The organism is Moraxella bovis (assembly GCF_002014975.1).
Lineage (GTDB): Bacteria > Pseudomonadota > Gammaproteobacteria > Pseudomonadales > Moraxellaceae > Moraxella > Moraxella bovis.
Genome location: NZ_MUXV01000066.1, coordinates 1 through 25,937, shown reverse-complemented (window position 1 = coordinate 25,937; position 25,937 = coordinate 1). Strand labels below are relative to the sequence as shown.

At 43.4% G+C, this 25,937-nt stretch carries 30 protein-coding genes and 1 pseudogene; 22 read left to right on the top strand and 9 right to left on the bottom strand.

From position 1 onward, the window contains the following. Positions 1–87: 87 nt before the first annotated feature. Together maiA and B0182_RS12610 are read right to left on the bottom strand one after the other, a co-directional pair. Positions 88–723, bottom strand: a pseudogene (maiA, locus tag B0182_RS12615) (maleylacetoacetate isomerase). After that, complete coding sequence (locus B0182_RS12610; protein ID WP_078275253.1) at positions 723–2,144, bottom strand: Na+/H+ antiporter NhaC family protein; 1,422 nt, start codon at positions 2,142–2,144, stop codon at positions 723–725. The pseudogene maiA and the gene B0182_RS12610 overlap by 1 nt, the downstream one beginning before the upstream one ends. A 164-nt stretch (positions 2,145–2,308) precedes the next feature. Here B0182_RS12610 and der point away from each other — a divergent pair, with 164 nt between their 5' ends. From der to B0182_RS15385, 17 genes are all read left to right on the top strand, one after another. Continuing rightward, positions 2,309–3,727 (top strand): ribosome biogenesis GTPase Der, encoded by a 1,419-nt coding sequence (gene der, locus B0182_RS12605; RefSeq protein ID WP_078275252.1) that lies wholly within the window; start codon positions 2,309–2,311, stop codon positions 3,725–3,727. Beyond that, a complete protein-coding gene (locus B0182_RS15260; protein ID WP_264676467.1) occupies positions 3,727–3,849 on the top strand; it encodes a hypothetical protein in 123 nt (40 codons plus the stop codon). The genes der and B0182_RS15260 overlap by 1 nt, the downstream gene beginning before the upstream one ends. 169 nt (positions 3,850–4,018) lie before the next feature. Continuing rightward, complete coding sequence (locus tag B0182_RS12600; RefSeq protein WP_143821750.1) at positions 4,019–4,264, top strand: hypothetical protein; 246 nt, start codon at positions 4,019–4,021, stop codon at positions 4,262–4,264. 14 nt (positions 4,265–4,278) lie between these two features. Next, positions 4,279–5,040, top strand: coding sequence for a hypothetical protein (locus B0182_RS12595; protein ID WP_078275250.1), 762 nt, complete (start codon positions 4,279–4,281; stop codon positions 5,038–5,040). A gap of 2 nt (positions 5,041–5,042) precedes the next feature. After that, positions 5,043–5,636 (top strand): aminotransferase class IV family protein, encoded by a 594-nt coding sequence (locus tag B0182_RS12590; protein ID WP_143821749.1) that lies wholly within the window; start codon positions 5,043–5,045, stop codon positions 5,634–5,636. Between the two features lies 1 nt (position 5,637). Further along, positions 5,638–6,492, top strand: coding sequence for a metallophosphoesterase family protein (locus B0182_RS12585; RefSeq protein WP_078275248.1), 855 nt, complete (start codon positions 5,638–5,640; stop codon positions 6,490–6,492). Between the two features lie 691 nt (positions 6,493–7,183). Next, the gene (locus tag B0182_RS12580) at positions 7,184–8,398 is read left to right on the top strand and encodes an RtcB family protein (protein ID WP_078275247.1); all 1,215 of its coding nucleotides are present in this window, start codon (positions 7,184–7,186) and stop codon (positions 8,396–8,398) included. Positions 8,399–8,549: 151 nt separating this feature from the next. Further along, positions 8,550–8,765: a hypothetical protein gene (locus B0182_RS12575; RefSeq protein WP_051225941.1), complete on the top strand. Its 216-nt coding sequence runs from the start codon at positions 8,550–8,552 to the stop codon at positions 8,763–8,765. A gap of 89 nt (positions 8,766–8,854) precedes the next feature. After that, complete coding sequence (locus tag B0182_RS12570; protein WP_078275246.1) at positions 8,855–9,217, top strand: HvfA family oxazolone/thioamide-modified RiPP metallophore; 363 nt, start codon at positions 8,855–8,857, stop codon at positions 9,215–9,217. Between the two features lie 92 nt (positions 9,218–9,309). Next, positions 9,310–10,626, top strand: coding sequence for an FAD-dependent oxidoreductase (locus B0182_RS12565; protein WP_244893696.1), 1,317 nt, complete (start codon positions 9,310–9,312; stop codon positions 10,624–10,626). A gap of 43 nt (positions 10,627–10,669) precedes the next feature. Then, a complete protein-coding gene (locus B0182_RS12560) occupies positions 10,670–11,059 on the top strand; it encodes a rhodanese-like domain-containing protein (protein WP_078275245.1) in 390 nt (129 codons plus the stop codon). Positions 11,060–11,069: 10 nt separating this feature from the next. Then, the gene (locus tag B0182_RS12555) at positions 11,070–11,270 is read left to right on the top strand and encodes a YgaP family membrane protein (RefSeq protein WP_046700115.1); all 201 of its coding nucleotides are present in this window, start codon (positions 11,070–11,072) and stop codon (positions 11,268–11,270) included. A gap of 16 nt (positions 11,271–11,286) precedes the next feature. Then, positions 11,287–12,195 carry an HvfB family MNIO-type RiPP peptide maturase gene (locus tag B0182_RS12550; protein ID WP_046701167.1) on the top strand — a complete coding sequence of 303 codons (909 nt, stop codon included), beginning with the start codon at positions 11,287–11,289 and terminating at the stop codon, positions 12,193–12,195. Positions 12,196–12,230: 35 nt separating this feature from the next. Next, a complete protein-coding gene (locus B0182_RS12545) occupies positions 12,231–13,022 on the top strand; it encodes an HvfC family RiPP maturation protein (RefSeq protein ID WP_046701166.1) in 792 nt (263 codons plus the stop codon). Positions 13,023–13,039: 17 nt separating this feature from the next. Next, positions 13,040–13,678: an HvfX family Cu-binding RiPP maturation protein gene (locus tag B0182_RS12540; RefSeq protein WP_078275244.1), complete on the top strand. Its 639-nt coding sequence runs from the start codon at positions 13,040–13,042 to the stop codon at positions 13,676–13,678. Between the two features lie 287 nt (positions 13,679–13,965). Continuing rightward, on the top strand, positions 13,966–14,553 hold the full coding sequence (locus tag B0182_RS12535) for a sigma-70 family RNA polymerase sigma factor (protein ID WP_078275243.1): 588 nt from the start codon (positions 13,966–13,968) through the stop codon (positions 14,551–14,553). A gap of 10 nt (positions 14,554–14,563) precedes the next feature. Then, positions 14,564–14,752, top strand: a complete 189-nt coding sequence (locus tag B0182_RS15385) for a zf-HC2 domain-containing protein (RefSeq protein ID WP_078275242.1) — start codon at positions 14,564–14,566, stop codon at positions 14,750–14,752. A 15-nt stretch (positions 14,753–14,767) separates the two neighbouring features. Here B0182_RS15385 and B0182_RS12525 read toward each other — a convergent pair whose 3' ends face one another. The 5 genes from B0182_RS12525 to B0182_RS12505 form a co-directional block, all read right to left on the bottom strand. Beyond that, positions 14,768–15,499 carry a ribonuclease HII gene (locus B0182_RS12525; RefSeq protein WP_078275241.1) on the bottom strand — a complete coding sequence of 244 codons (732 nt, stop codon included), beginning with the start codon at positions 15,497–15,499 and terminating at the stop codon, positions 14,768–14,770. A 68-nt stretch (positions 15,500–15,567) separates the two neighbouring features. Further along, a complete protein-coding gene (mnmC, locus tag B0182_RS12520; RefSeq protein ID WP_078275240.1) occupies positions 15,568–17,466 on the bottom strand; it encodes a bifunctional tRNA (5-methylaminomethyl-2-thiouridine)(34)-methyltransferase MnmC2/FAD-dependent 5-carboxymethylaminomethyl-2-thiouridine(34) oxidoreductase MnmC1 in 1,899 nt (632 codons plus the stop codon). Positions 17,467–17,482: 16 nt separating this feature from the next. Then, the gene (locus B0182_RS12515; protein WP_078275239.1) at positions 17,483–17,905 is read right to left on the bottom strand and encodes an SH3 domain-containing protein; all 423 of its coding nucleotides are present in this window, start codon (positions 17,903–17,905) and stop codon (positions 17,483–17,485) included. Between the two features lie 8 nt (positions 17,906–17,913). After that, a complete protein-coding gene (locus B0182_RS12510) occupies positions 17,914–18,219 on the bottom strand; it encodes a YciI family protein (protein ID WP_078275238.1) in 306 nt (101 codons plus the stop codon). A 159-nt stretch (positions 18,220–18,378) separates the two neighbouring features. Next, a complete protein-coding gene (locus B0182_RS12505; RefSeq protein WP_078275237.1) occupies positions 18,379–19,005 on the bottom strand; it encodes an inner membrane-spanning protein YciB in 627 nt (208 codons plus the stop codon). Positions 19,006–19,193: 188 nt separating this feature from the next. Between B0182_RS12505 and truC the strand changes: the two genes are divergently transcribed. Beyond that, positions 19,194–19,916, top strand: coding sequence for a tRNA pseudouridine(65) synthase TruC (gene truC, locus B0182_RS12500; protein ID WP_078275236.1), 723 nt, complete (start codon positions 19,194–19,196; stop codon positions 19,914–19,916). A 381-nt stretch (positions 19,917–20,297) separates the two neighbouring features. Here the strand turns inward: truC and B0182_RS12495 are convergent, their stop codons facing one another. After that, entirely contained in the window at positions 20,298–21,377 is a 1,080-nt protein-coding gene (locus tag B0182_RS12495; RefSeq protein ID WP_029103111.1) for a 3-deoxy-7-phosphoheptulonate synthase, read from the bottom strand. Between the two features lie 206 nt (positions 21,378–21,583). Here B0182_RS12495 and B0182_RS12490 point away from each other — a divergent pair, with 206 nt between their 5' ends. From B0182_RS12490 to B0182_RS12475, 4 genes are all read left to right on the top strand, one after another. Next, positions 21,584–21,826 (top strand): type II toxin-antitoxin system RelB/DinJ family antitoxin, encoded by a 243-nt coding sequence (locus B0182_RS12490; RefSeq protein WP_078275235.1) that lies wholly within the window; start codon positions 21,584–21,586, stop codon positions 21,824–21,826. After that, positions 21,826–22,161, top strand: a complete 336-nt coding sequence (locus B0182_RS12485; RefSeq protein WP_078275234.1) for a type II toxin-antitoxin system RelE family toxin — start codon at positions 21,826–21,828, stop codon at positions 22,159–22,161. The genes B0182_RS12490 and B0182_RS12485 overlap by 1 nt, the downstream gene beginning before the upstream one ends. Positions 22,162–22,222: 61 nt before the next feature. Continuing rightward, entirely contained in the window at positions 22,223–23,218 is a 996-nt protein-coding gene (locus tag B0182_RS12480) for a polyprenyl synthetase family protein (RefSeq protein ID WP_208624081.1), read from the top strand. 71 nt (positions 23,219–23,289) lie between these two features. Next, complete coding sequence (locus tag B0182_RS12475) at positions 23,290–23,478, top strand: hypothetical protein (protein WP_143821748.1); 189 nt, start codon at positions 23,290–23,292, stop codon at positions 23,476–23,478. 89 nt (positions 23,479–23,567) lie between these two features. Here the strand turns inward: B0182_RS12475 and B0182_RS12470 are convergent, their stop codons facing one another. Further along, positions 23,568–25,712: a heavy metal translocating P-type ATPase gene (locus B0182_RS12470; RefSeq protein WP_078275231.1), complete on the bottom strand. Its 2,145-nt coding sequence runs from the start codon at positions 25,710–25,712 to the stop codon at positions 23,568–23,570. Positions 25,713–25,937 lie beyond the last annotated feature (225 nt).

Genomic DNA, 25,937 nt, shown 5'->3' with positions numbered 1-25,937 from the left:
ACAGTTGTTGTTTGGTAAGGAGTAGTGCGATTGCTCTGATTTATTTAAGAGTTTTAGTATTGGCAATTGCTAAAAAGTCCGTATTCTCTAAACATTGCAATCCATCTGCTCGCTCGGATGTGCCTTAACAAAGGCAGGCAAAGTATTGCAATACTCATGAATGGCGGTAATGGTTGGATAGGCGGACAAATCCATCCCAAAGCGTTTGGCATTGTATACCTGCGGTATTAGCACACAGTCGGCAAGCGTGGGCGTATCGCCAAAACAGCGGTTGCCTGCCGTCTTTTGGAGTAGTTTTTCAAGCGGAGCAAAGTTTTCGTGTATCCAATGGGCATACCACGCCTGCTTGTCATCATCGCCAATATTTAGGCGTTGTTGTAGGTATTTTAGCATTTTTAAATTATTAAGCGGGTGCGTGTCGCACGCTATCATCTGGCACACCGCCCACACACTTGCACGGTCAAGGGGGTCTTGGGGCAGTAGGGGTGTGGCAGGATAGGCATTTTCTAAATAATCCAAAATCGCAAGCGACTGTGTGATGATGCGACCGCCCACGTGAAGAGCAGGGATGAGCCCTTGGGGGTTTTTGGCAAGATACTCTGCCATGCCCTACTCCCTTTTGACTAGATGAATTGGCATACTGTCAAACGCCAAGTCTTTTAGGTGCAAGGCAATCTGCACCCGATAGCTTGCCGATGAGCGAAAATAGGTATAAAGTTTCATCATGTCTCCTGTGTCGGTTCAACCCTTGTAATCGTGATTCCTGTAAACCCAAAAAAGAGCGTCAAAAATAAACAACCATAACAAAACACTGCATACGGCACATAGTCCAGCACAGGCATGCCAAATACCCCTGTCAAAAACACCCCATACACACCCCACGGTACCAGAGGATTGATGACTGTGCCTGAATCTTCTATCGTGCGAGCCAAGTTTTTGGGGTGCAAGCCTAAGCGTTTGAACTCAGGGGCAAAGGTATTGCCCGATAACAATAGGCTCAAATACTGCTCACCCACCAAAAAATTGACCCCAAATGCCGTCAAAGACGCTGTCAATACCGCACGACTGGCACGAGTCAAAAGATGACGAATGGCGGACAACAAAGCAGGCAACACCCCCAAAGCGTGCAAGAGTCCGCCCAAGCTCAATGCCAGAATCACAAGAAGCTGGCTAAAAAACATACTTTCCAAACCGCCCCTTGACACCAATCGCCCCACATTGCCAAGCTCCAAGCCTTCGGCAGGTTTATACCCTGTAAAAAACCACCCGCCAAGCTCAGCAAGACTTGGCGAGCTATGGATATAAGTGATGATAAGCGACACGGCAATGGTTGCCGATATGGCATAAATGGCGTTCACTCGCATGACAGCAAGGGCAATCAGCACGACAAAGGGGATAAGGGCATAGCCATGCACCAAACCACTTGCCACAAGACTATCCTGCAACACCGCCACGTCCGCCAAGTCCGCACCGCCATCGCCTGATAACACAAAAAACACCACCGCCGAGATAAGCCACGCAGGAATGGTGGTGTACATCATGTTTTTGATGTGGTCAAATAGGTCAATGCCTACGATACTGGCGGCAATGCTTGTTGTGTCGGACAAAGGCGACATCTTATCGCCAAACAACGCCCCCGAGACCACCGCCCCTGCGACGATGGCAGGATTGGCGTTAAAGGCTTCGGTCATGCCCAAAAACGCCACGCCCACAGTCGCACAAGTGGTAAATCCACTACCTAATGCCACGCCAATCACACTTGCCAAGATAAAGGCGGACAAATAAAACATCTGGGGCGACAAGACATTAAAGCCATAATAAATCAAAGTTGGAATCGCCCCACTCATCATAAGAGCGGACACCAATAGCCCAATGAACGAGAACAGATAAATCGCCCCCATGCCTGTGGATACGCCCTTTATCATACGCTCTTGCATATCATCAAAGGCGATACGCCGACTAAACCCAAACATAAGCAGACCCAATATCACCAAAAGCAAGGACAAATGTGGCACAAAGCCCCATGCTATCATCGTAACGCCCAAAATGATAATGGCACTGATGGCAATCACTATCGCTTGGGCGTGGCTTAGGGTCAAAAGAGTATCGTCATGATGTGAATGATGAATGTGTTTGTCGGTCATTTTTGCTCCTTTAATGTCTCTAAATGGCTTATTATACCTTATTGATCGCCATTCGTATATGTAGTGATGTTCTTTGTTTGGCGTAAGCAAAATCAATAAATACCATACCCTCTCAATTTTATGTTAAAATAGTAAGTTTTATAAAATAACAATCCGAGAACACCATGTCCCTAAAACCTGTAGTCGCCCTGATAGGTCGCCCCAATGTCGGCAAATCCACGCTGTTTAACCAATTCACCAAATCCCGCCAAGCCCTAGTCGCTGACCTAGCAGGGCTGACCCGAGACCGCCAATATGGCGATGTGTTTTTTGAAAATAAATCCTTTATCGTCATTGACACCGGCGGTATTGGCGAGGCTGATGACGGCAAGGGCAACATTGATGACTATATGGCAACACAGTCGTACACCGCCATTCATGAGGCGGACATGGTCGTGTTTGTCGTGGACGCACGGGCAGGACTAACCCCAAGCGATGAGGAGATTGCCAAGTTTTTGCACACGCTGGGTAAGCCTGTCTTTTTGGTAACTAACAAAACAGACGGCGTACACGAAGCGTCCATTGCTGAGTTTTTTGGTTTGGGTTTTGGCGAGCCAATTCCGACAAGTGCCAGCCACGGCAAGGGCGTAACGAGTCTGCTTGAAATCATCACTGCCGATATGCCCGAGATAGTCGCCGAAAATCCCGAGACAGACGGCTTGAAACTGGCGATTATCGGCAGACCCAATGTCGGTAAATCCACGCTGGTCAATCGCTTGCTTGGCGAGGAGCGTGTTGTGGTGTTTGATATGCCAGGTACGACAAGAGACAGCATTTATATTCCCTTTGATCGAGAAGGTCGCCAATACACACTCATTGATACCGCAGGCGTGAGACGGCGTGGGCGGATTGATGAAAAAGTAGAAAAATTTAGTGTTATCAAGACCTTACAAGCTATCAAAGATGCCAATGTGGTTGTGCTGGTGATTGACGCACACGAAGGTATCGTTGATCAAGATTTGCATATGTTAGGCTATGCTCTGGACGCAGGTCGGGCGATTGTGATTGCCATTAACAAATGGGACAATCTCACCCAAGACCAAAAAGACATTGTCAAAATTGAAATGGACAGACGTTTTCACTTTATTCCGTGGGTCAAGATTCATCTGATTTCCGCCTTATATGGCAATGGCGTGGGCAATCTGTATCCGTCTATCCATAAGGCGTACGATGCGTCCATGTTTAAGGTGTCCACGTCTCGTCTTACGCAGATTTTGCAGGATGCGGTGGAGGCTCATCAACCGCCAATGGTGGGCGGTCGCCGTATCAAACTTCGCTATGCTCATTTAGGTGGGCATAATCCGCCTGTCATCGTTATTCACGGCAACCAAACGAGTAGTTTGCCAAAAAGTTATCAGCGTTATCTTGAAAATGTGTATCGGGACGTGTTTAAATTAGAAGGCACGCCCCTGCACGTAGAATTTAAACAAAACGCCAACCCATACGAAGGCAAAAAAAATCCCGTCATTAAAAATAAAGCCAAAGTCATGCGTGAGCGTAAACGTATTGCTGAGTTTAAGAAACGGGATAAGAAGAGAAGGTAATGTCAATATTATTTAAGCATGGGATTTATTTTTATTGGAATGACAATAAATTTAAATTGGTGTATGATAATAGAGAAGTGAGTTTTGATGAAGTGGTTTCGGTATTTGATGACCCTTATTAATTAACCAATATTGATAGTCGCTTTGATTATGATGAATTGCGTATGCGTACTGTTGGTATGTCAAATCAAGGCAGACTATTGGTAGTGGCATGGGTACAAACATCTGATGATGAAATTACAATCATCACAGTATTTAAACCTGTCAACACACAACTTAGGGAGTACCAAAATGCAAGATAAACCCATAAAAGAAATTAAAGTGGCGGATTTTGTTGTAACTGCCAAAGATAATGTTATGCCAGCGATATTAGAGCGGTATCATGCCAATAAATCCCAAGAACAATCAAAGGTATTAAAAGACACTCAAATTAAAGAATTATTTGATGATGATGTCATTGATATATTGGCAAACCTACCCAAAAATACCAAAGACAGACAAATCATCAATGGATTAATTCGGGCGGTTTACGCTTAATTTAATAAAATCTTATGTTCAAAAATATCCGCATTCTTATCCTACTGTGCATTTTGCTTATTGTCGCTATCAATAGCTTTCGTGATAAAAATCACGATTGGCAAAAGCCTGTTTATGTCGCCATTTATCCCATTAACGTGGATAATTCGCCAGAAGTTGCCAAATATATCGCAAGTCTATCTGATAGCGATTTTAAAGAAATAGAGACTTATCTCAATGCCGAGAGCAAAAAATACGGTCAAAACGCCAGTTTTTATTATCGGCTAGGGCAAGAAGTCAAAGCCATGCCCCCTGTGGTGCCAAGAAATGGCGGAATTACGGACGCGATTATTTGGAGTTTAAAATTTCGCTATTATGCCTACAAAAACGCCCATGACGTTGGCGTGCCGACCAATTTGCGGTTGTTTTTGCAGTATCATAGCCCTGACAAAAAAATCATCACCGAAACTTCTACCGCCCTACAAAATGGACGTATTGGCGTGGTCAATTTGTTTGGCATGGACAAAAAAACCGCCAATAACAACGTGGTCATCGCCCACGAAAGCCTGCACGCTTTTGGGGCGAGCGACAAATACGACCTATCAAACGGCTCTCCCATATATCCGCACGGCTATGCCAACCCTGCCCAAAACCCACGCTATCCACAGACCCAAGCCGAGCTTATGGCGGTGCATATCCCCACATCGCCGACTAAATTTGACATGGCACGAGACCTAAAACAAACGGTTGTGGGCGAGATGACGGCAGTTGAAATTAAATGGAAAAAACCGGATTAGTCATGCTTTTTGAGACGCTTGCCATAAATAACGGACATATTTTAAATCTGGATTATCATAATAGACGATTTAAACGGGGGCAGTTATTTTTACATTGTCAAAGCATGATTGATGATATTGCCGATATAATTTGTGTGCCTGATGAATTTAACAATAAATTTATCCGTTGTCGTGTTACTTATGATAAATATAGCATAAAAGTAGAATATTTTGATTACACCCCAAAATCCATTCAATCTTTTAAAATAGTAGAATGCGATAGTATAGATTATGCTTATAAATATGATGATAGAAATTTATTAAATCAGTTATTATACCAAAAGGGCGATTGTGATGAAATTATCATTATAAAAAACGGCTTGGTTACGGATTGTTCTATTGGAAATTTATTATTTTTAAAAGGCAATCACTGGTACACACCTGATACACCATTATTACAAGGCACTCAGCGAGCGTATTTATTGGAAGCTCAAAAAATTCATTTGGCAAATATTGATAAAAATGACATTTGGCAATACGAAAAAGTGATGATGATAAATGCCCTAAATGCGTTTGATGAGAATCGGGCGGTGTTAATTAAAAATATTAAGGAATGATATGCTAAGATTGGCGATTTTTGCGGACATTCATGGTAAATTTTTATTACCCTTTAAATTGGTGGATTATTATCAAACCCTGACAGGACAAGCGATTGATGCCATTATCCAATGTGGCGACATGGGAGTATTTCCTGATAAAAACAACATGGATAAAGCGACATTAAGACACGCCAGACATGACAGAGATGAGTTGGGTTTTATGGATAATTTTATCAAAATGGATAGTGACATTGCCAAATTTTTAAATACGCTCAATATCCCCATGTATGCCGTGCGTGGCAATCACGAAGACCATGATTTTTTGGATGATTTAGAAAATAACAGCGATAAAAATTTGCCTTATTTTCATATTGATTGTTATCAAAAAATTCGGGTATTAAAAACAGGCTTTCCACTCGTATTAACCAATGACACCGACAGCATTAGCCTATTGGGCATTGGGCGAATTGGCGATAGAAAAGGGCGAGAGCATAAAACGTTTATCCAAAACTATGAACGAGAACAATTAAAAAAGCTCTATAAAACCTGTGGCGACATAGATATTTTAATCACTCATGACAAACCAATCGAAAGTATTCGTGGTTATGGTTCATCTGACGTGGCAGACGCATTGGATAATATCGCTTTTTGTTATCATTTTTATGGGCATACGGGCGAGCCTTATCATGAAACACTTGCTGATAATGGCATTACCCAATCGGTAAAAATCAAAGAATTGGAATTTAATCAAAAAGGCAAATTAGAAACAGGCTCTATGATAATTTTAGAAAAAGACAAAGACAATATCAGCATAAAAAGCGTGCCATTATTTGACATTATTCATTTTGATAAAGAAAGTTGGCGATATGTATGACTGTTTGGGATCTTTATAAAAATTTTTTAAAAACCCCTTGACTTTTTATTTTTATCGCTTATCATATACACATTCACGCACCAAATATGCTTGGTGTATTTCATTCACCCAAACAGCAATAGGAGTAAAACAATGTCTGTATCTTACAATCTTTGTAATTCAAAAAAGACCAGCCGTTTTGACTGTTTGGGCAAATCATTTTTGATATAAGTCTTATATCAAGCCAAACACATAAAGACGGTGGCAAGCCTTAACACACAAGGCTTTCACCGTTTTTTATTGTCTAAAATTTGTCCAAAAAATCGCTAAGATTTGTCTTAAAAACTGATAAACTGCTTTATCAGTTTTGACGGTTTTCCTTTCCCAAAATATTGTCTTTTATTTGGCATTTTTATATTTAAAAATGATTGGGGAAGTATTGTCTTTTTAATTTGTGTTTATTTAATTAGCTAAAAATTGAATGATTTTTGGTTGGGCGCTTTTATATCAAAAATTTGGTATTTTTAAATACACCTAATGAAATTAATATTTATCACAGGCTTTGTAGGGGCGTGTTGCACACACCCTTGATGATATAACGATTTTATTGGACGTGCTCAGCACGTCTCTACACCTACATATCATAAATTTGTGCTAATGTTAATGCTCCTTTATCTAAATCCCCAAACCAACCCAAAAGAGAAATAATTTTATGAGTATCGGACTTATTTTAAATGAAAATGGCAACAATGGCGTGCCTGTCAAAATCTTTACCAAAGACGTGGAGCAAAAGGCGTTAAATCAGCTCTACGCAATGAGCCAGCTACAATTTATCCATAGCCATATCGCCGTCATGCCTGACGTTCATGCGGGCAAGGGGGCGACTGTGGGGAGCGTGATTCCGACCAAATCGGCAATCATTCCGTCTGCGGTGGGCGTGGATATTGGCTGTGGCATGAACGCCCTACGCCTGTCTATCAAGGCGGAGCAGTTGCCCGACAACCTAAAACCTGCCCGCCTTGCCATTGAAAAACACGTCCCTGTCGGCTTTGAAAAGCACAAGCAAATCATGGCAAAAATGAGTACGCTTGACCCGCTTGCCATTCGTCTCAAAAAAATTACCGATAAGCACAAGGGCTTATTGAAAATGATGAGTAACTTTGACAAAACGTGGGCAAAACAGCTTGGCACGTTGGGCGGTGGCAATCACTTTATTGAGCTGTGCGTGGACGAGAATGATGACGTGTGGATTATGCTTCACTCTGGTTCTCGTGGGATTGGCTCGTGCATTGGCGAGCATTTTATCAGTCTTGCCAAAAAGATGAATGAGACGTGTTTTGGTTATATTCCTGACCGTGAGCTGTCGTATTTGGCACAGGGTACGCCGTTTTTTGACGATTATATTGAGGCGGTGGGCTGGGCTCAGGACTATGCGACCGAAAACCGCAAGGAGATGATGAGACTCATTATCAAAGCCTTACAAAGCAAAGACGCACAATTTCCCCGCTTTACCATAACCAAAGAGGCGATAAACTGTCATCACAACTATGTCAGCCGTGAGACGCATTTTGGCAGTTCGGTCTATGTAACTCGCAAGGGGGCGATTAGTGCCTATGAGGGCGAGCTTGGCATTATCCCCGGCTCTATGGGGGCAAAATCCTATATCGTGCGTGGGCGTGGCAATAGCGAGAGTTTTTGTTCGTGTTCGCACGGGGCAGGGCGAAAAATGAGCAGGGGGCGTGCGGTGCGTGAGTTTGGCTTGGCGGATTTGGTTGCTCAGACGGACGGTATCGAATGTCGTAAAGATAAGGGCGTGCTGGACGAGATTCCACAGGCGTATAAAGATATTGATGAGGTCATGGCAAACCAAACCGATTTGGTGGAGGTGGTGCACACCTTAAAACAGGTGATGTGTATTAAAGGGTGATGAATGATTTTTTATTTGTCATTTTGGAAAATAAGTGCAGGGGCAAATTACATTTGCCCTGTGTTAAATTTGGATTTTGGGGCGAATAAATTACCCTTATACGTCCAAATTCTAAAATATATTTTGATTTAGTCCAACATAGGAAAATAATATGAAAAACCAAAAAGAGCTTATCAAACTTGGCGAAAAATTGGCAAATCACCCAATTTACCCAAGTGCGATTAAAGTACGCAACCAAACCGCCTTAAACCCTTTATTAAAAAAGGGTGGTGTTCATGATAAAGACAACCCCAAAACACGCCATAAAAAAGAGCGTGCCAAAATACGTTTGCACCTAAAACATAAGGGGTATGACAACAATTTTTAAAAATTTTTCAAATTTTTTGTAAGATATTTGCCCCACATCCGTCTAAGGTGTATCATAAAATGGTTTATGATGTTTAATTGGAGTTTATCATGTCAAATCTTAACCGTAAAATCACAGGTCTTGCCGTAGCAACCCTACTTGCCACAGGACTTACTGCTTGTAAAGAAGAAAAGGTAGAAGCACAGCCTATGGAGCAAGGCTACCAAAATGCCGAGCCTGCCCAGCCTGCTACTGCCGAGCCTAACACCGCTACCGCTACCAAAACTGCCGAAGGCAAATGCGGTGAGGGTAAATGTGGCGAAGCAGGGTGCAGTGCCACCATGACCGATAAATCAGCCAATGCAGGTTGTGGGGCGAACACCACTACTGCTACCGCCGACAAATCAGCAACTGCCAGTTGTGGGGCAAGCACCGACAAAAACGCTAATGCCAGTTGTGGCGGTAACAAATAAATAGCGGTTTAGGCTTGCATGACAAGGTTTTGGGAATTTTTCATAACCTTGTCATACCCTAATGATTTTGGTAAATAAATTGGAGAAAAAAGATGATACAAACCAAAAACTTAATCATCGGCTTTGGTAAAGCAGGCAAAACGCTGGCAGGGCTGTTTGACAAACACGGCGAGCGTACCATTTTGGTTGAGCAATCGGACAAAATGTATGGCGGAACGTGTATTAACGTGGGCTGTATTCCGTCAAAAAAACTGATTCATGAAGCCAAAACAGACAGTTTTGCCGTTGCCATGCAGGACAAGGACAAACTCATCTCTGCCTTGCGTGAAGCTAATTTTAACAAAATCAATGATTTACCAAATGTAACCGTCATCACTGCACAAGCGAGCTTTGTTGATGACAACACTGTTGCCCTATCTACAGGCGAGACGGTGCGTGCCGAGCGGATTTTTATCAACACAGGCACGACCCCCATTATGCCACCGATTGCAGGCGTGGACGGCGAGCGTGTTTATGACAGCACGGGGCTTTTAAACTTAGGCGACAGCCAAGCGACCGCCCCCAAGCGACTGGTTATCGTGGGTGCAGGCTTTATCGCCCTTGAATTTGCCTTTATGTATCACGCTTTTGGCAGTCAAGTGAGCATTGTTGAAAAATTTGACAGCTTTTTGCCAAACGTTGATGATGACGTGCGTGCGATTGTGCTTGACCTATTAAATGAGCGTGGCATTACGGTGCATTTAGGGCAAGATGTCCAAGAATTTAAACACCTAACAGAGCATACCCAAGTCATCACCGATAAGATGACCCTTGACGCTGATGCTGTGCTTGTCGCCATTGGCAGACGACCTAACACAGATGGTCTAAACCTACAAAACACAAGCGTACAGCTAAGCGAGCGTGGCTATGTGGTGTGCGATGACAAACTAAAAGCCACCGACCACATTTGGGCGATGGGCGATGTCGCAGGTTCACCGCAGTTTACCTACATCTCGCTTGATGATTATCGCATTGTGGCGGATGATTTGTTTGGGAACGGCACACGCCACAGAGCCGACCGCCACACCTTCCCAACGAGTGTTTTTATCACACCGCCTTTATCACAAATTGGACTGAGCGAAAAACAAGCCAAAGACAGTGGCAAAAATTACCAAGTGGCAACCTTGCCCGCCCAAGCCATTGTCAAAGCCAAAATCACAGGCAATACCAAAGGCTTATTAAAAGCGATTGTGGATAAAGACAATAACGAGATTTTGGGCGTTACGTTGTTTTGTGAAAATAGCCATGAGATTATCAATTTATTTAAATTGGCAATGGATAATGGCGTTAAAGCGGATTATTTTAAAGAGCAAATTTTTACGCACCCAACCATTAGCGAATCATTAAATGATTTATTTGCCGAATTTTAATTGTTTTAAATAAATTTAATTGGTGTAATTTAGAAGGTGTCTTATGAAAAAACTCACTCTTGCCATTGCAATTAGCATTTTGGGATTAACTGCGTGTAACAGTTTTGCCAATACCTCATCAAAACAAAACAATGCCAAATCTCAAACCCAAAATCAATCACAAATCAAACCAAAACCAAAAGGCGTTTGGATTGATGTGCGTAGCCCAGAAGAATATAAAGCGGGGCATTTGTCAAATAGCGTCAATATCCCTGTTGGCGATATTGCATCAAAGATTTCTGCCATTGAGCCCAATAAAAACAATCCTATTAATCTGTATTGCCGAAGTGGTAGACGTGCCGAAGTTGCTCGCACAGAACTCTTAAAATTGGGCTATACCAATGTTACCAATCACGGCGGTTATGAAGACCTAAAACAACAAGGCTATCGTTAAGAGGTGTTTTATGAAAATCAATGTTGGTAAACCTGATAAAATCGTACGAATTGTTTTGGGTGTTGTTATTATTGGCTTGGGTACTTATTTTGGCTCGTGGTGGGGAATTCTTGGGCTTGTACTGTTATTAACAGGTTTTATGAATTTTTGCCCCATTTATCATATTTTGGGCATCAGCACTTGCAAATGCCATGTTGATAACAAACCCTAATAATTAGGAAAATGACATGATAAATAAAAGACCATTACACGGGGCAGGGCTTGGCTTTCGCCGTGAGTTATTGCCACAAATGTCTCTTGATGATGCCAATGCCATTCATCAATTAGGCCAGATTGATTTTTTTGAAGTGTCGCCTGAAAATTGGATAAACTCCCACGGAATTATGGGCGGACGTTTTGAAAATATCTTGCGTGCTTATAGCGAGCGGTTTTCTTTTATTTGTCATGGACTTTCTTTGTCTATTGGCAGTTCAAAAGAATTGGACGTGGCTCATGTCAATAATATTAAGCATTTTATGAAGTCGCATAACATCAATTTATTTACCGAGCATTTGTCTTGGTGTAGTGATGACAAAGGGCATTTGTATGATTTATTGCCTATTCCTTGCACCGAAGAAGCGGTATTTTGGGTTGCCGAGCGTATTGAAAAAGTACAAGATATTTTAGGCTCTCAAATCGGCATTGAAAACGCCTCATATTATTATCTACCGCCCCAAAGTGAAATGTCCGACAGTGAATTTATTTCTGCGGTGGTAAAAGAAGCTGATTGTTTATTTCATTTAGATGTGAATAATATTTTCGTCAATAGCCAAAACTTTGGTTTTGACCCACACCAATATTTGCGTGAATTGCCGCTCGAGCGGACGTGTTATTTGCACGTTGCTGGGCATTATGTGGATGATGACGGCTTGATTGTGGATACGCATGGCGATAGTGTGGTGGAGCGTGTTTGGGCGTTATTAAATGACGCTTATGGTTTGATATTTGCCAAAACAAGTAAAACGGCAGATAATATTCCGACTTGTTTGGAGCGTGATTTTAATTTCCCAGAACTTAGCGAGCTTACCTGTGAAGTTAAATTCATTCGGGAAATTCAAGAACGTCATAAAAATAATTCTACATTTAAATTGGCCTAATTATTTTAATGATAATTTAATAAAATGGCATAACAATGATGATTGATAAAGCACCCAAGTTACGCATCTTTCAGCGTGAATTTGGCGATTATATCCGCAAACAAAAACACGATAACACCGATACCGTGCCTGCTCGTGTGGGGCAATTATATCAAAATCTGATTTATAATAATGTCTCTGGCTTTGTCAATCAATGCTTTCCCATTACTCGCAGTATTATTGAGACGCATTTTGGCATATTGGTTTGGCAAAATCTGATTAAAGATTTTTTAAAACATGGCGATATGGCAAGTCCGTATTTTAGTGAAATTACCGAGCAATTTGTCGGCTATTTGACCGATGATGTTTTGACAAAATTTGATTTACCCATTTATTTGTCAGAGTTTGCTCATTATGAATGGGTGGAATTGTTTGTAGATAATCTACCGAACAATAATCCCAAGCCTATTTTAATGTATCAAAATGAGTCTATTTTTATCAATCATACCGCCCAGATTTTATATTATGAATGGGCGGTGCAGGATATTAGCGTGGCATTTTCCCCCAGTCAAAAAAACCCGACTTTTTTGGTGGTGTATCGTAAAGTGGTGGACGGTACATTCAAAACGGCATTTATGACCATAAGTCAGCTTAGCTTTATCATACTAACCTTTATGCAAGAAAAACAAAATGAAGAGGTATGTTATCAAAATACAAATGAGTTATTGGCAGAGCTACAACACACCTTTGAATTAAATGATGAGATTTTTGATAATATCAAAACTTCGTTTGATGATTTGGTCAATACAATGATTGATAATCAAATTTTTTATAACCAATCTTTTTAATAAAAATAAGGTAAGTTATGATAAAAGAATACAACGCTTATTACAATAAATTTGTTGTAAATTTAAATAAATTGGACTTTTTGCCATTATTCGCCATTCGTCTTTATCTTGCCCCTGTGTTTATTATGGCAGGGCTAACCAAATACCGTTCGTTTGATGATACGGCACAGTGGTTTGGTAATGCCGATTGGGGGCTTGGTTTGCCATTTGCGTCCTTTTGGGTGGCTATGGTGATTGTTGCTGAATTGATTGGTGGTGTGGCGTTATTACTCGGCGTGGCGACTCGTTTTTTTGGCGTGTTATTGGCAATCACAATGGCGGTTGCGATGATTCTTGTGCATTTAAAAAACGGCTGGCACGCCATTACCCCAACCGACCCTGCGACCAATATCGCCCAATTATTTGGTGGATTGGGACAGGTAAGTTTGGATAATTCCATACAAGCGAGCGAGCGATTAAATAAAGCCCGTGAAATCTTACAAACGCATGGCAATTATGATTGGCTGACCGAAACGGGTAATTTTGTGGTTTTAAATAATGGCATAGAATTTGGCATGACTTATTTTATCATGTTGCTTGTGCTAATTATTTATGGGGCAGGGCGTTATATAAGCATGGACTTTTGGATAAACAAAAGTCTGCCAACTTTGAAATAGTACTGTGTCAAACTCGCTCACAGTGAGGGCGTGCTGAACCTTTATAACACAATTTAAAATTTAGAAATCCTGTGAAAATAAAATGATGTTTTTGCATGAAAAATGGCTAAATCTTGTTTTTCTGCGTCAAAAACTGGTCTGATAGAATGACTATCAGCCTTAAGTTTTTTCCTTGAAAAACGTGCGATTTTTCTCATTTTTCATTGCAAATATAAAAGTTCAACACGCCCTATTTGTACAGCTTCGCTCGTTTTCCTTGTCTTATTTCAAGTTTTTTTGACTTAAAAATGCACCAAATACAATTACGCCAATTTGATAAAAAAAGCATGGACGAGATATATCAGTCCATGTTTGCTTTTGCGTATAACCAATTAAATCACGAACAGCACGCCGAAGATGTGGTGCAAGATGCCCTCTTAAATGCTTTAAAATACGCCGATAGTTTTCAAGGAAAGTCCGCCTTTAAAACATGGGTATTTGCCATTTTAAAAAATAAAATTGCCGACTTTATCCGCCAAAACAAACATTGTGAAGTTATGAGCGACATGAGTGAAAATAGCGATGAAGAATTTTTGGCAATGCTGTTTGATGATATTGGGCATTGGCAAAACGGTTCATCGCCAAATGCCTTTGATAATCGCTGGGCAAGTCCGCATGAAACAGCTGAAAATGATGAATTTTGGCAAGTATTGGAACTGTGTTTGGAGAATCTGCCCAAAGAGCAGGCACAAGTTTTTTTGATGAAAGAATATATAGAATTGGGTAGTGATGAGATTTGTCAAAACTTAAATATCACTCGCCAAAATTTATATGTGTTATTGCACAGAGCCAGATTAAGATTGCAAATGTGTTTGTCGGTAAAATGGTTTGTTTAGGGGGAATACAATGAAACGATTAAAGAATTGCCAAAAAATGACTGAACTTATGAGTCTATCACAAGAAGAACCATTGACTTTATCTCAAAAAATGACGGTAAAGTTTCATCTTTTGATGTGTCCTGCCTGTCGTAGGTTTGATGATAATAATCGGGTGTTAAAAAAGATGATAAAACAGCATAAGAATTTAAAGGGATGATTTGTTTTAAAGCGATTAAAAAAGCTGATTTGCCAATATCGTCCGCATGGGATTAAAACTTTTGCGATGCTCGGGCAATATCCCATGCTCATAAATGGCGGTGGTATGGGCTTTACTGGCATAGCCTTTGTGCTTGTCTAGTCCATAATCAGGATAAATCTTGGCATAGTCGCTTATGACAGTATCACGATGAACCTTGGCAAGGATACTGGCACAAGCGATAGACGTGTGAAGGCTGTCGCCCTTGATGAGCGTGTGAATGCACGGCTGAAAGTCGCTAAAGTCATCGGATAGGGTGGGCGCAGCGTTGCCGTCTATCACGATGATAAGATTGTCATTTTTGCTGATGTTATTTAATGCAATCAAATTTTCAATGGCAAGTCTCATGCCCAAAAGAGTCGCTTGATAAATGTCAATCGTATCAATCACATAAGCAGGAATGTCAATAATGACATAGCTTTGGCAGGCTTGCTTAATTGGGTCAAAGACCAAATTCCGCTTTTTTTCGGACAATTTTTTGCTGTCGTTGATAAGAGCAAGGGGCGTATTTGTCAGGTCAATTTGCCCAAATTCGCCCGTCAAATCATTATCCAAAATCACCGCCCCAACCGTCATTTGCCCAAACAGTGAACCCCGCCCCACTTCATCAATGCCGATGACAAAAGTGCGTGATGTGGGTTCGTGATTTTTGTGGGCGACAACGGTGCAAGCGTGGTCGTGCGTGTTTTGGGTGTGGGCTTTTATCATGGTATTTTTAAAATTATAAAAACCGTTCGTGCTGAGCTTGTCGAAGCATGGCGGTTTTTTGCGTAAATTTATCTATTTTGGTCAATCGGTGTTTGCAGGCGTGGACGGTTTGGGTTTAATTTATCCAATAAAATATGAGAGACGGGCAACGGCTCATCAAAAATCAACCCTGCCAAAATCTCACCACAAATCGGAGCAAAACTAAACCCCTTTGATCCCATGCCATAGACGGTGTATAGTCCATGATTGCCCATTTTACCGCCAACTTGACCGCCTATTTCTCCGACTAGCGGATGATAATCAGGCGTTTGGGCTCGTATGCTTGCCCGTCCGTGTAAGTCCTTGATATTGATGTTTAACTCATCGACAAGGCGTGATAAGCTCTGGCGAAGTTTATCCAAATTAAACTCATGCTCGTCATCACGCACCGATGTATCGGTATCATTACGCACAAAACTTGCTCCCATTAAAAAGGTGGGCGTGCCGTCTTTATCAAAAGTGGCACAATAGCCGTCATATTTTATTGGGGTGGCGATTTTGGCTTTTAACTCATCAGACATATGACGAATATCAAGCCATGAGACTTGCCCACGGATTTTTCTGGGATTGAATAACTCATTGTTTAGTAAATAACTTTCAAACCCTGCACAAATGACCACGATGTCGGCAGATAGTTCTCTATCGTTATTTTTTACCGTCCATGTGTCATTATCTTTTGTGATGTGTTTGGCATGAAACTGTTTAAATTGGATTAAAGGATTGGCTAAAATAAAATCTGCCAATTTGTGCGTATCAATCAGACCTGCTTTTGGCGTGTGGGTATTGATGAGTTGCTTATTAAAATCGGCATTGTCTGAATTAAGATTTTCATTAAAAATGCCAATCAGTTCATCAGGATAGCTGTTTGCCAAATGAGCCAATTTTTCATGTGATTTTTGCGTGGGTAATAAAAAATCTATCGCCCCTGTTTGGGAGAATATCTCATCATTTGATGATTGATTAAACGCTTTGTAAATCCGCTCGGCATATAAAAAGCTGACGGTGGGCAGATGATTGGGAGCGTCTGATAATTGGGTGAGCTTAGGGGCGAATAGGGCTTTGGGGTTGCCTGAAGCTCCTGATAGTGGGGCGGTTTTGTCAATCAAAGTAACTTCTACGCCACGATGTGTCAACGCATGGGCGGTAAAGAGTCCTGATACGCCAGCTCCGATGATGATGGCGGTTTTTGGGGTAGATTTTGGCGTGGGCTTGCCGTCAAAAGTGGCGGTTATCATCTCACGCTTACGTCCAAAGCCCTTGATTTTTTGTACAGTCATGCCGATAGCGGTTAAGGCTCGTCTGACCGCCCCACTACTGGTAAAGGTGGCAAGGGTGGCGTTAGGTCTAGATAGGCGTTTGATTTGGTTAAAAATCTCGTCTGACCACAACTCGCTGTTTTTGGCAGGGGCAAAACCGTCTAAGAACCAAGCATCCGCAAGTCCATCGCTCATTTTGCAGAAACCATCCAACGCATCGCCTAGCCATAAATCTAGTGTGATATTGCCAACATGCAAGCGATGACACCCCGTTAAGGCAAGCGGATAATTATCCAGTAAATCCTTGATAAATGGGGCGGTTTGTTCATCCTGCCATGCCGATAGGGCGGTGGTTAGGTCGGCATGAGAGAGCGGATATTTTTCGGTACTGACAAAATACAGACGGGCGGACGGCGGGGCGGTTTGTTGCCAAAGTAGGCAGGTTGCCAAAAAGTTTAGCCCTGTGCCAAAGCCTGTCTCCATGATGACAAAATGCTCATGTTCGCCCAAATTGGCAAAGCGGTGGGGCAAATCATTGCCTTGCAAAAAGACATAATTGGTCTCATCAAATCCGCCCGCTTTTGAAAAATAAATGTCGTCAAACTGCTCGGATGTGGGCGTGATGTTACCCAAACTGTCGGTTTGCCATGTGATGTCTGCGGTCTGTATCATGGTCTGTCAGGTCGGTTTATTTGCGTTTCATGATGAGTGACGCTAGGATAAAGCCAAGGATGAACGACACCAAGGTGCTGATAACGCCATATAGAAACAACTGTCCACTACGTTCATTAACCAACACATTGACCTGCGTGGTCAGCTCGTCAATCCGCCCTTGTAGTTCGCTGTTTTTGGCGAGTAGCTCGGTATTGGCACGCGACAGCTCATTATCGTCGGGACTGTTTAGCTCGGCAATGGTGGGAGCGTTGGGGTCGTGCGGGCTGGCAGGCGGTGGCGGAACGGGGGTTTGGCTCTCTGCGTTCTCACTCTCGCTGGCATTGCGATTGGTGCTGGCGGTGGGCGTGCCAGATGTCGCATTGGAGGCGGTTTGAGCAAGACTAACCACAGGCAGTAAGGCGGTGGCAAGCAAGGCGGTAATGATGGCAACTCTCATGGTAACTCTCAGGCGTCACTGTCGGCAGGCAAGGCTTGGATAAAGGGGCGAATGTCCACATGGCTATACACACCGCCATGCAAATACGGCTCGTCATTTGCCCATGCTCGGGCTTGCTCGATGTCATCAAAATGGGCGATGATAAGGCTACCGCTCATGGCAGGTTCGCCGTGATTGATGGGTGTGGGACCTGCGATGACAAGGCGGTTTTGGGCGTGTAGGGCGGTCAGTCGCTCGATGTGAGCAGGGCGAATCTCGGCACGTTTGGCGGTGCTGTCAGCAACATCATGACCGATAATGGCAAATAGTGGCATGGGGGTTTTCCTAATTTTGGATTAATGTGTTGTTTGATTTGGTTGTTTGGTACGAATAGGGTTTGCAAGATATTTTTATCAATTTTATTTTGATAAATTAAAATAAAATCTATGGATATCTATGAATCATAGGTAAAGCCATATTTTAGCACTTTTAAATTATTTTTTAACTGCTGTTTCATCTATCTTAATGTGTTTACGCAGGACAATAAACATACCGACCATAAAGCTTATCATGACGATAATATCGCCAAAGGCGGTAAACTCGCCCCAGTACTCGCCCCCCATAAAGACAAAGGCAAAAAAGGCGTGCAGACTTGCCATCAGTACAAAAAATCCTGCCCATGCTAGATTAAGTTTTTTCCATGCTGATGATGATAAGTCAAAAATGGGAGCGAACAGTTTTTGAATGGCGGATTCTTTGTCGCTCAAAAAAAATGGCGATAAAAACAAGGCAAGAGCAAAGCCTAGATTAATCAGCACCGCTTTTAGGCGAATATAAAAATCATCACGCAAGGCAAGGGTCAGCCCACCAAATACCACGGTCATCAGTAGCACAAAAATCTGCTGTTTTTGTAGACGAAATTTTTGACTGACAAACAAAAAACCATATATGACAAGCGTGGCAAGGGTCAGCCCTGCGGTCGCCACGATGATGTGGTTGTTGCTCTCGCCCCCTGTTAGCCCAATGGCGGTCAGTAGGGGGTGGGCAGGATTGTCCTTGTCTGTGGTTTTATACAGATAAAAAAAGACAATGATGGGAATGTAGTCAAGTAGGGCTTTCATGGGCGTGATGTGTCTAAAAGGTGCTATTTTACACGCTTTTGGGGGTAAAAGTAAAATAAATTGGGGTTTGGTGGGTGATTTTGCAAGATGAATAAATTGCAAGATAAACTGGCGTTATTTGTTGTAGCAAGGTAAAATACTGCTCTAGTCGCTCTATCAGGCAAGCTAAATAAATCGGAAACGGCAAAATGTTACAAATTTTATATCAAGATGATGACGTGGTGGCGGTAAACAAACCTGCTGGTATGCTTGTTCATCGCTCATGGCTTGACAAGCATGAGATAGTGTTTGTGATGACGGTTTTGCGTGATATGCTTGGGCAACACGTTTTCCCTGTTCATCGGCTAGACCGCCCGACATCAGGGGTGCTATTATTTGCTAAGTCGTCAGACGTGGCACGGACATTATCTTTACAATTTGAAAAGCACACGGTAGAAAAGTCGTATCTGGCGGTGGTGCGTGGGTATTTGCTCGACAGCGGGCGGATTGATTATCCCTTAAAGGTCAAACTTGACAAAATCGCTGATAAATTTGCCAATGCCGACAAAGAGCCACAGTCCGCCATAACCGATTATGAGAATTTGGCAACGTGCGAAATGCCCTTTGTCTCGGTGTATAGATACGCCACATCTCGGTATAGCCTTATGAAACTTATCCCAGTTACAGGGCGAAAACACCAATTAAGACGGCACATGATGCACCTATTTCACCCCATTGTCGGCGATACCACTCATGGCGACACCGCCCAAAATCGTGCGGTGGCAGAGTTTACGGGCGTATCAAGACTACTTTTGCACGCTCATACGTTGGCATTTGATGACATGAGTGGCAAGCGTATCACGGTGGTCGCCCCGCTTGATGATGGATTTGGCAAGGTAGTGCGTGATTTTGGGTGGGGTAATGTATTTTAATAATGTTGTATTTGACAAAACCACCCAATTGAACCGACCTCCAAATCTTAGACATAAGATAAAAGGCTAGGTTGTTGTAAGTGGTTGTATCAACCCCGATTGGACTAAGATTCTGTAGTTCACAGGACTTAGCCCTTTTGGTTTGCTCTTTATTCTACAGCCAACAAAATTGAATTCTACCACGCAAGCCGTTCACCCTGAGTTACGCCTGCGGGTCGTTTTCCATTATGGTTCGACTTAGCTCACCACGAACGAAAAACCTTAGCACTTTTTCATTTTGCAGAGTCTACTTTTTTAGGCTAATGTCTTTATAGGGTATAGAAACAATAAAGGCGAATCGCTCCGCCTTTATTTATGGATTTAAGGTTTTTACCGCCAGTTTTAACGATTTGGCAAATGCTCTTTGACATCTTTGGCAAATTGACGTAACACATCAACCGTGCTATCCCAATCCAAGCAACCGTCCGTAACTGATTTGCCGTATTCTAATTGGCTTAGGTCGGCAGGGATATTTTGACGACCGCCTTTTAGGTGGCTTTCAATCATGAGACCCATGATAGATTTGTTGCCTTTTTGGATTTGCCCTGCGATGTTTTGGATAACCATGGGCTGTAAGTAGGGGTCTTTGCCAGAGTTGGCATGGCTTGCGTCTACCATGATTTTGCCGTTGGTTTTGCCACGGGCAAGCTCGTTTTCGGCGGCTGCGATGGCGGTTTCGTCATAGTTGGGCTGGTCGTTACCACCACGCAAGACAACGTGGGCGTATTTATTGCCTTTGGATTTGATGATAGACACTTGTCCGTCCGATGATAGACCCAAAAAGCTATGCCCTGAGCTGACCGCTTGCATGGCGTTTACTGCCACAGTCATGGAGCCGTCCGTACCGTTTTTAAAACCGACAGGGCAAGACAAACCGCTTGACATCTCACGGTGGGTTTGTGATTCGGTGGTTCTAGCTCCGATTGCCGACCAGCTAATCAAATCTTGCATGTATTGGGGGGTGTTAGGATCAAGGGCTTCGGTGGCACAGGGTAAGCCTTTTTCGTTAAGCTCCAAAAGTAGCTTACGAGCCATGCCAAGTCCTTTTTCGATGTCAAAACTATCGTCCATGTTCGGGTCATTGATAAGTCCTTTCCAGCCTGTGGTGGTGCGTGGCTTTTCAAAGTATACACGCATGACGATAAATAGCTCGTCTTTTAGCTCGTCCGCCAACACTTTTAATTTGTCCGCATACTCATGGGCGGCATTGACATCATGGATAGAGCAAGGGCCAACCACGACTAGGATACGCTTGTCTATGCCATCCAAAATGTCTTCGATGACCTTGCGACCGTGTAGCACGGTGCTAAATGCTTGGCTAGATAGGGGATAGGTGCGTTTTAGTTCGGCGGGGGTGATTAGGGGTGTGATTTTTTCAATATTCACATCATCGATTTCTGTATGGTGGGTTAAAAAAGACATAATACCTGCCTGTATTTATTGGGTTTGGTCAAAGGGGTATTATGCACAGTTTTGCACCGTTTGACAAGATGAAAAGTGAGAAAAAGGGCAAAAATTTTAAAAATAGTTTATGTATTTTTATAAATTGATAATTTATGGTTATTCTTGAAAGATAAAAAAGTTGTGTTATAATTATATTGACAAATTTATAGACAAATAGGTATATTATGGCAAATATCGTGGCTCGTGTGGACGATGACCTAAAAGCCCAATCATTTTTGGTACTGCAAGAACTTGGCGTGACACCGTCTGAGCTTATCCGCCAAACCTTGCAATATGTGGCTTATCACAAAAAATTACCCTTTAAGACGGTGGTTTTGACCGATGAAGACAGTGAGCTTTTAGCCCTTGCCAAAGAACGCCTTGATAATCCTGCCCCACGCATCAAAGTCAGTTTGGACGAGCTTTAATGTGCGAATTAATGTATGAATTAGAATTTGACGAGCGAGCCTTAAAAGAATGGCAAAAACTGGGCGACACCATAAAAACGCAGTTTAAAAAGAGACTGGCTAAGGTGCTAAAAAATCCGCACATCATCGCCAATCGCCTAAGCGGTGGACAAAATTTATACAAAATCAACTTCCGCTCGGCAGGTTATCGCCTTGTGTATCAAGTTGAAGATGATAAAGTGGTGGTGTTTGTCATCGTGATGGGTAAGCGTGAGAAAAATGCCGTCTATGACACCGCCGAAGAATGGCTTGCTGAACGTCAATCGGACAATCAAGACACACAATCTGTCAAATAACCCTTTTGCCCAACGCCACCAAATGTGCTATCATAGCTCCATTTTAGTTTTGAGAATGACAATGACCACGCCCACTTATTCTGAGATTTTATCCGTTGTTGCCGATGATTTTGCCGTCATGGACAAGCAGGTTTTTGGCTCGCTAAATTCCAAAGTTCAGCTCATCATGAAAGTGTCCGACCATGTCATCAACGCAGGCGGTAAGCGTATGCGACCTTTGATGACCTTGCTTATCTCACGCATGATAAAGGATGAGCAGTACAAGTTAAGCCTAGAACTTGGGGCGATTACTGAGATGCTCCACACCGCCACGCTCGTGCATGATGACGTGATTGATGAGTCTGGTATGAGACGGGGGCGACCGACCGCCAACGCCACTTGGAACAACGCTACGGCTGTGCTGGTGGGCGACTATCTCATCGCACGCTCGTTCAACCTTTTGACAGGGTTTGGCGACATGACCTTATTAAAGCTGTTCTCGGACGGAACGTGCGACATTGCCGAAGGCGAAGTCTTGCAACTGCAACACCAACACAACATCGAGACGACCGAAAGTGACTACCTACAAATCATTGACGGCAAGACTTCACGGCTTTTTATGATGGCGTGCGTGGGGGCGGCTTTGCTTCATGGTAAGCATGATGACAAGGAGTTACTTGCCAATTTGTCCGATTTTGGGCAACATTTTGGCAATGCCTTTCAGATGATTGATGATGTGCTAGACTTTATGGGTGACAGTCAAACGATGGGCAAAAATCTGGGCGACGACCTAGCCGAAGGCAAGCCGACTTTGCCGATTATCAAAACCTTAGAAATCCTAAAACAAGCCAATAGTGATGACTATGACAAGCTAAGAATTGCCGTACAAACAGGCAAAACGGACAATGCCGAGACGCTCATCGGTTTGGTGAAATCATCAGGGGCGTTGGAATACTGTAAAAATCGAGCGTTGGACGAAACCCGCCTTGCTCAAATGGCTCTCATGAAACTGCCTGATAACAAATACCGCCATGCGTTATATCAATTGACCCAATTGGCGAGTGCCAGATTGGTATGATTTTTAAAAACTACCGTTATCTAATGAACCAACTCCCAAAGCTTGCCACTCTAACCTTTGGAGTGCTTTCTATGGCAAAATACACAACCGACTTTAAACTGTCTGTGATTGAGTATTATCTTAATCACCACAGTTACACTCTACAAAATGAAAAAGTACCACGGTTTTTCGTTCGTGGTGAGCTATGCCTGCTCATGACGGAAACCGACCCGCAGGCAAGCTTGTGGCGAACGGAAAACCTAGTTCAGCATACTTTTTAGACCACTACCTAATTTTTTAATCAATTTATTTTAAAAATAAATTTAATCACAATTTGGTGCGTGGTACGCACCTTACCAATATCTTGATTTTAATTGATTTTATCTTTTAAGTCCACCCCCTTTAACCTAAGCGCATTTGCAAGTACCGACAGCGAACTTAACGCCATGGCGATACTGGCTATCATCGGATTTAGCACACCAATCATCGCAAGCGGTATGCCGATGACGTTATAAATAAAGGCAAAAAATAGGTTTTGTTTGATGTTGGTTAGGGTCAATTTGGCGATTTTGTGGGCGTGATAAACACTCATCGCCCCGCCCGTCTCCGACTGTATGAGCCGAACGCTTGCCGAGCCTGTCGCCACGTCTGTGGCACCCCCCACCGCCATGCCGATGTCGGCTGTGGTCATTGCTAGGGCGTCATTGATGCCGTCCCCTATCATGGCGGTTTTGTGGGTTTTTTGTAATTCTTTAATTTTTAAGGATTTATCCTGTGGCGATAGCTCGCCATAGCCGTCTATACCAAGCTCACCTGCTACGCTGTCCACCACGCTTTGACGGTCGCCACTTAGGATAACAGGCGTGATACCGTCCGCTTTTAGCTTGTCTATGAGCGTGTGGGCGTCCGCTTTTAGAGTGTCGGCTAGGGCAAAAATCCCTGCCAGCTTGTCATCAATTGCCACAAACACAAGACTGGCTGTGGGATTGTCTTGGATAAAGGCGTGTTCTTTCTCGCCCAAATCAGCATGAACAAAACCGCTCGTCCCCACCTTTACCACGCCCACGCCAGCGATGTCGCCTTGCATGCCTTGCCCTGCTTGGCTTAGGATATTTTGGGCGGTAAATGTCGGGGCGTGATTGTCATGAGTATAAGCGGTTATCGCACGGGCTAGGGGGTGCGTGCTGTGACTCTCAATGCTTGCACTCACGCCAAGCAATGTGGGCGTATCGGTCAGGCTCAGGCTGTCCACCACCACAAGATGACCGTTTGTCAGCGTTCCTGTCTTGTCAAAGGCTATCGCCCCAATCTGCCCTGCCGTCTCCAACGCCACTGCGTCCAAAAACTGCACGCCATGCCGACTTGCCACCCCCATGCCTGCCATAATCGCTGTGGGCGTGGCAAGCCCCAACGCACACGGGCAAGAAATGACCAGCACGGCAACCGCTCGCATGAGTGCGGTGTCAAACTGCCCGAGTATATACCAATTTACCAAAAACGTCAGCACAGAAAGCCCCACCACCACCGGCACAAACACGCCTGCCACACGGTCGGCAAGCCGTGCAATCGGAGCTTTTGTCCCCTGTGCGTGCGACAGTGCGTCCGTCATCTGCCCAAGGGCGGTCTGTGAGCCTGTCGCGTGGGCTTGATAGGCAAAACTGCCGTCCACCACCACGCTCCCTGCCAGTACGTCATCGCCATAAGTTTTTGATAAATAGGCACTTTCGCCCGTTAGATGAGCTTGGGTAATATCCCCTTGACCGTCCGTGATGACCCCGTCCACGGCGATTTTGTCGCCATGATTGGCTTGCAAAATATCGCCCACCTTGACGTCCGCCAACGCCACGTCCGCCCACGCATTATCACGCTTGACCTTGACCGTCTGCGGTAGTAGCTCCATGAGTTTGGATAAGGCATTAAGACTGCCTGTTTTGGTGCGGTGTTCTAGATATTTACCAAGGCTCACAAAAGTCAAAATCATCACGCTTGCTTCAAAATACACATGACCGCCTGTGAGATAAGCATAAGTAGAATACGCCCAAATCATACTCGTTCCCAACGCCACCAGCACGTCCATGCCAAGAAGTCCGCCCCTTATCCCTACCCACGCTCCTTTATAAAAAGGTGTGGCAAGGGCAAACTGAGCAATGCTTGCTAGCACAAACTGCACCCAATTTGGGGGCATGAGTGCGTGCGAGCCTGTCATCATGCCTGCCATACCCACCCAAAACGGCAAGGACAGCACGCCAAGGGCAATCAAGCGATATGGCGGTGCGTCACTATGGGGCTTGGTTTGGGATTGGTCTTGGACAAACTCCCCTGTAAAGCCTGTCTTTTTTATCCATGTCAAAATCTCATCACAAGATGCGCTCTCTGTTGTGCTAAGGGTCAGCGTTTCTGTAGCAAAGTTCACATCAGCACGCTCTACGCATTCTTTTTTATTTAAGACTTTTTCTAGGCGAGTGGCACAGGCTTGGCAGGTCATGCCGTGTATTTTGAAAGTGTGTGTGGACATAGTTTGACTCTTTTGATGGATGACAGGGCTTGCCTAATCCCTACTATCTATGGGCAAAGGATTGTTTGTCAATAGCTCATAGGCATGACTGCTTAAATGAGAATTGGGTTTGTTGATGGTTTAATAATTAAAATGACCATATTCTTATGATTTAAAAAATATTTTGGCAGTGGTTCAAAAAGTATGCTGTAACAAAAACTAAAGTATGCTGTAACAAAAACTAAA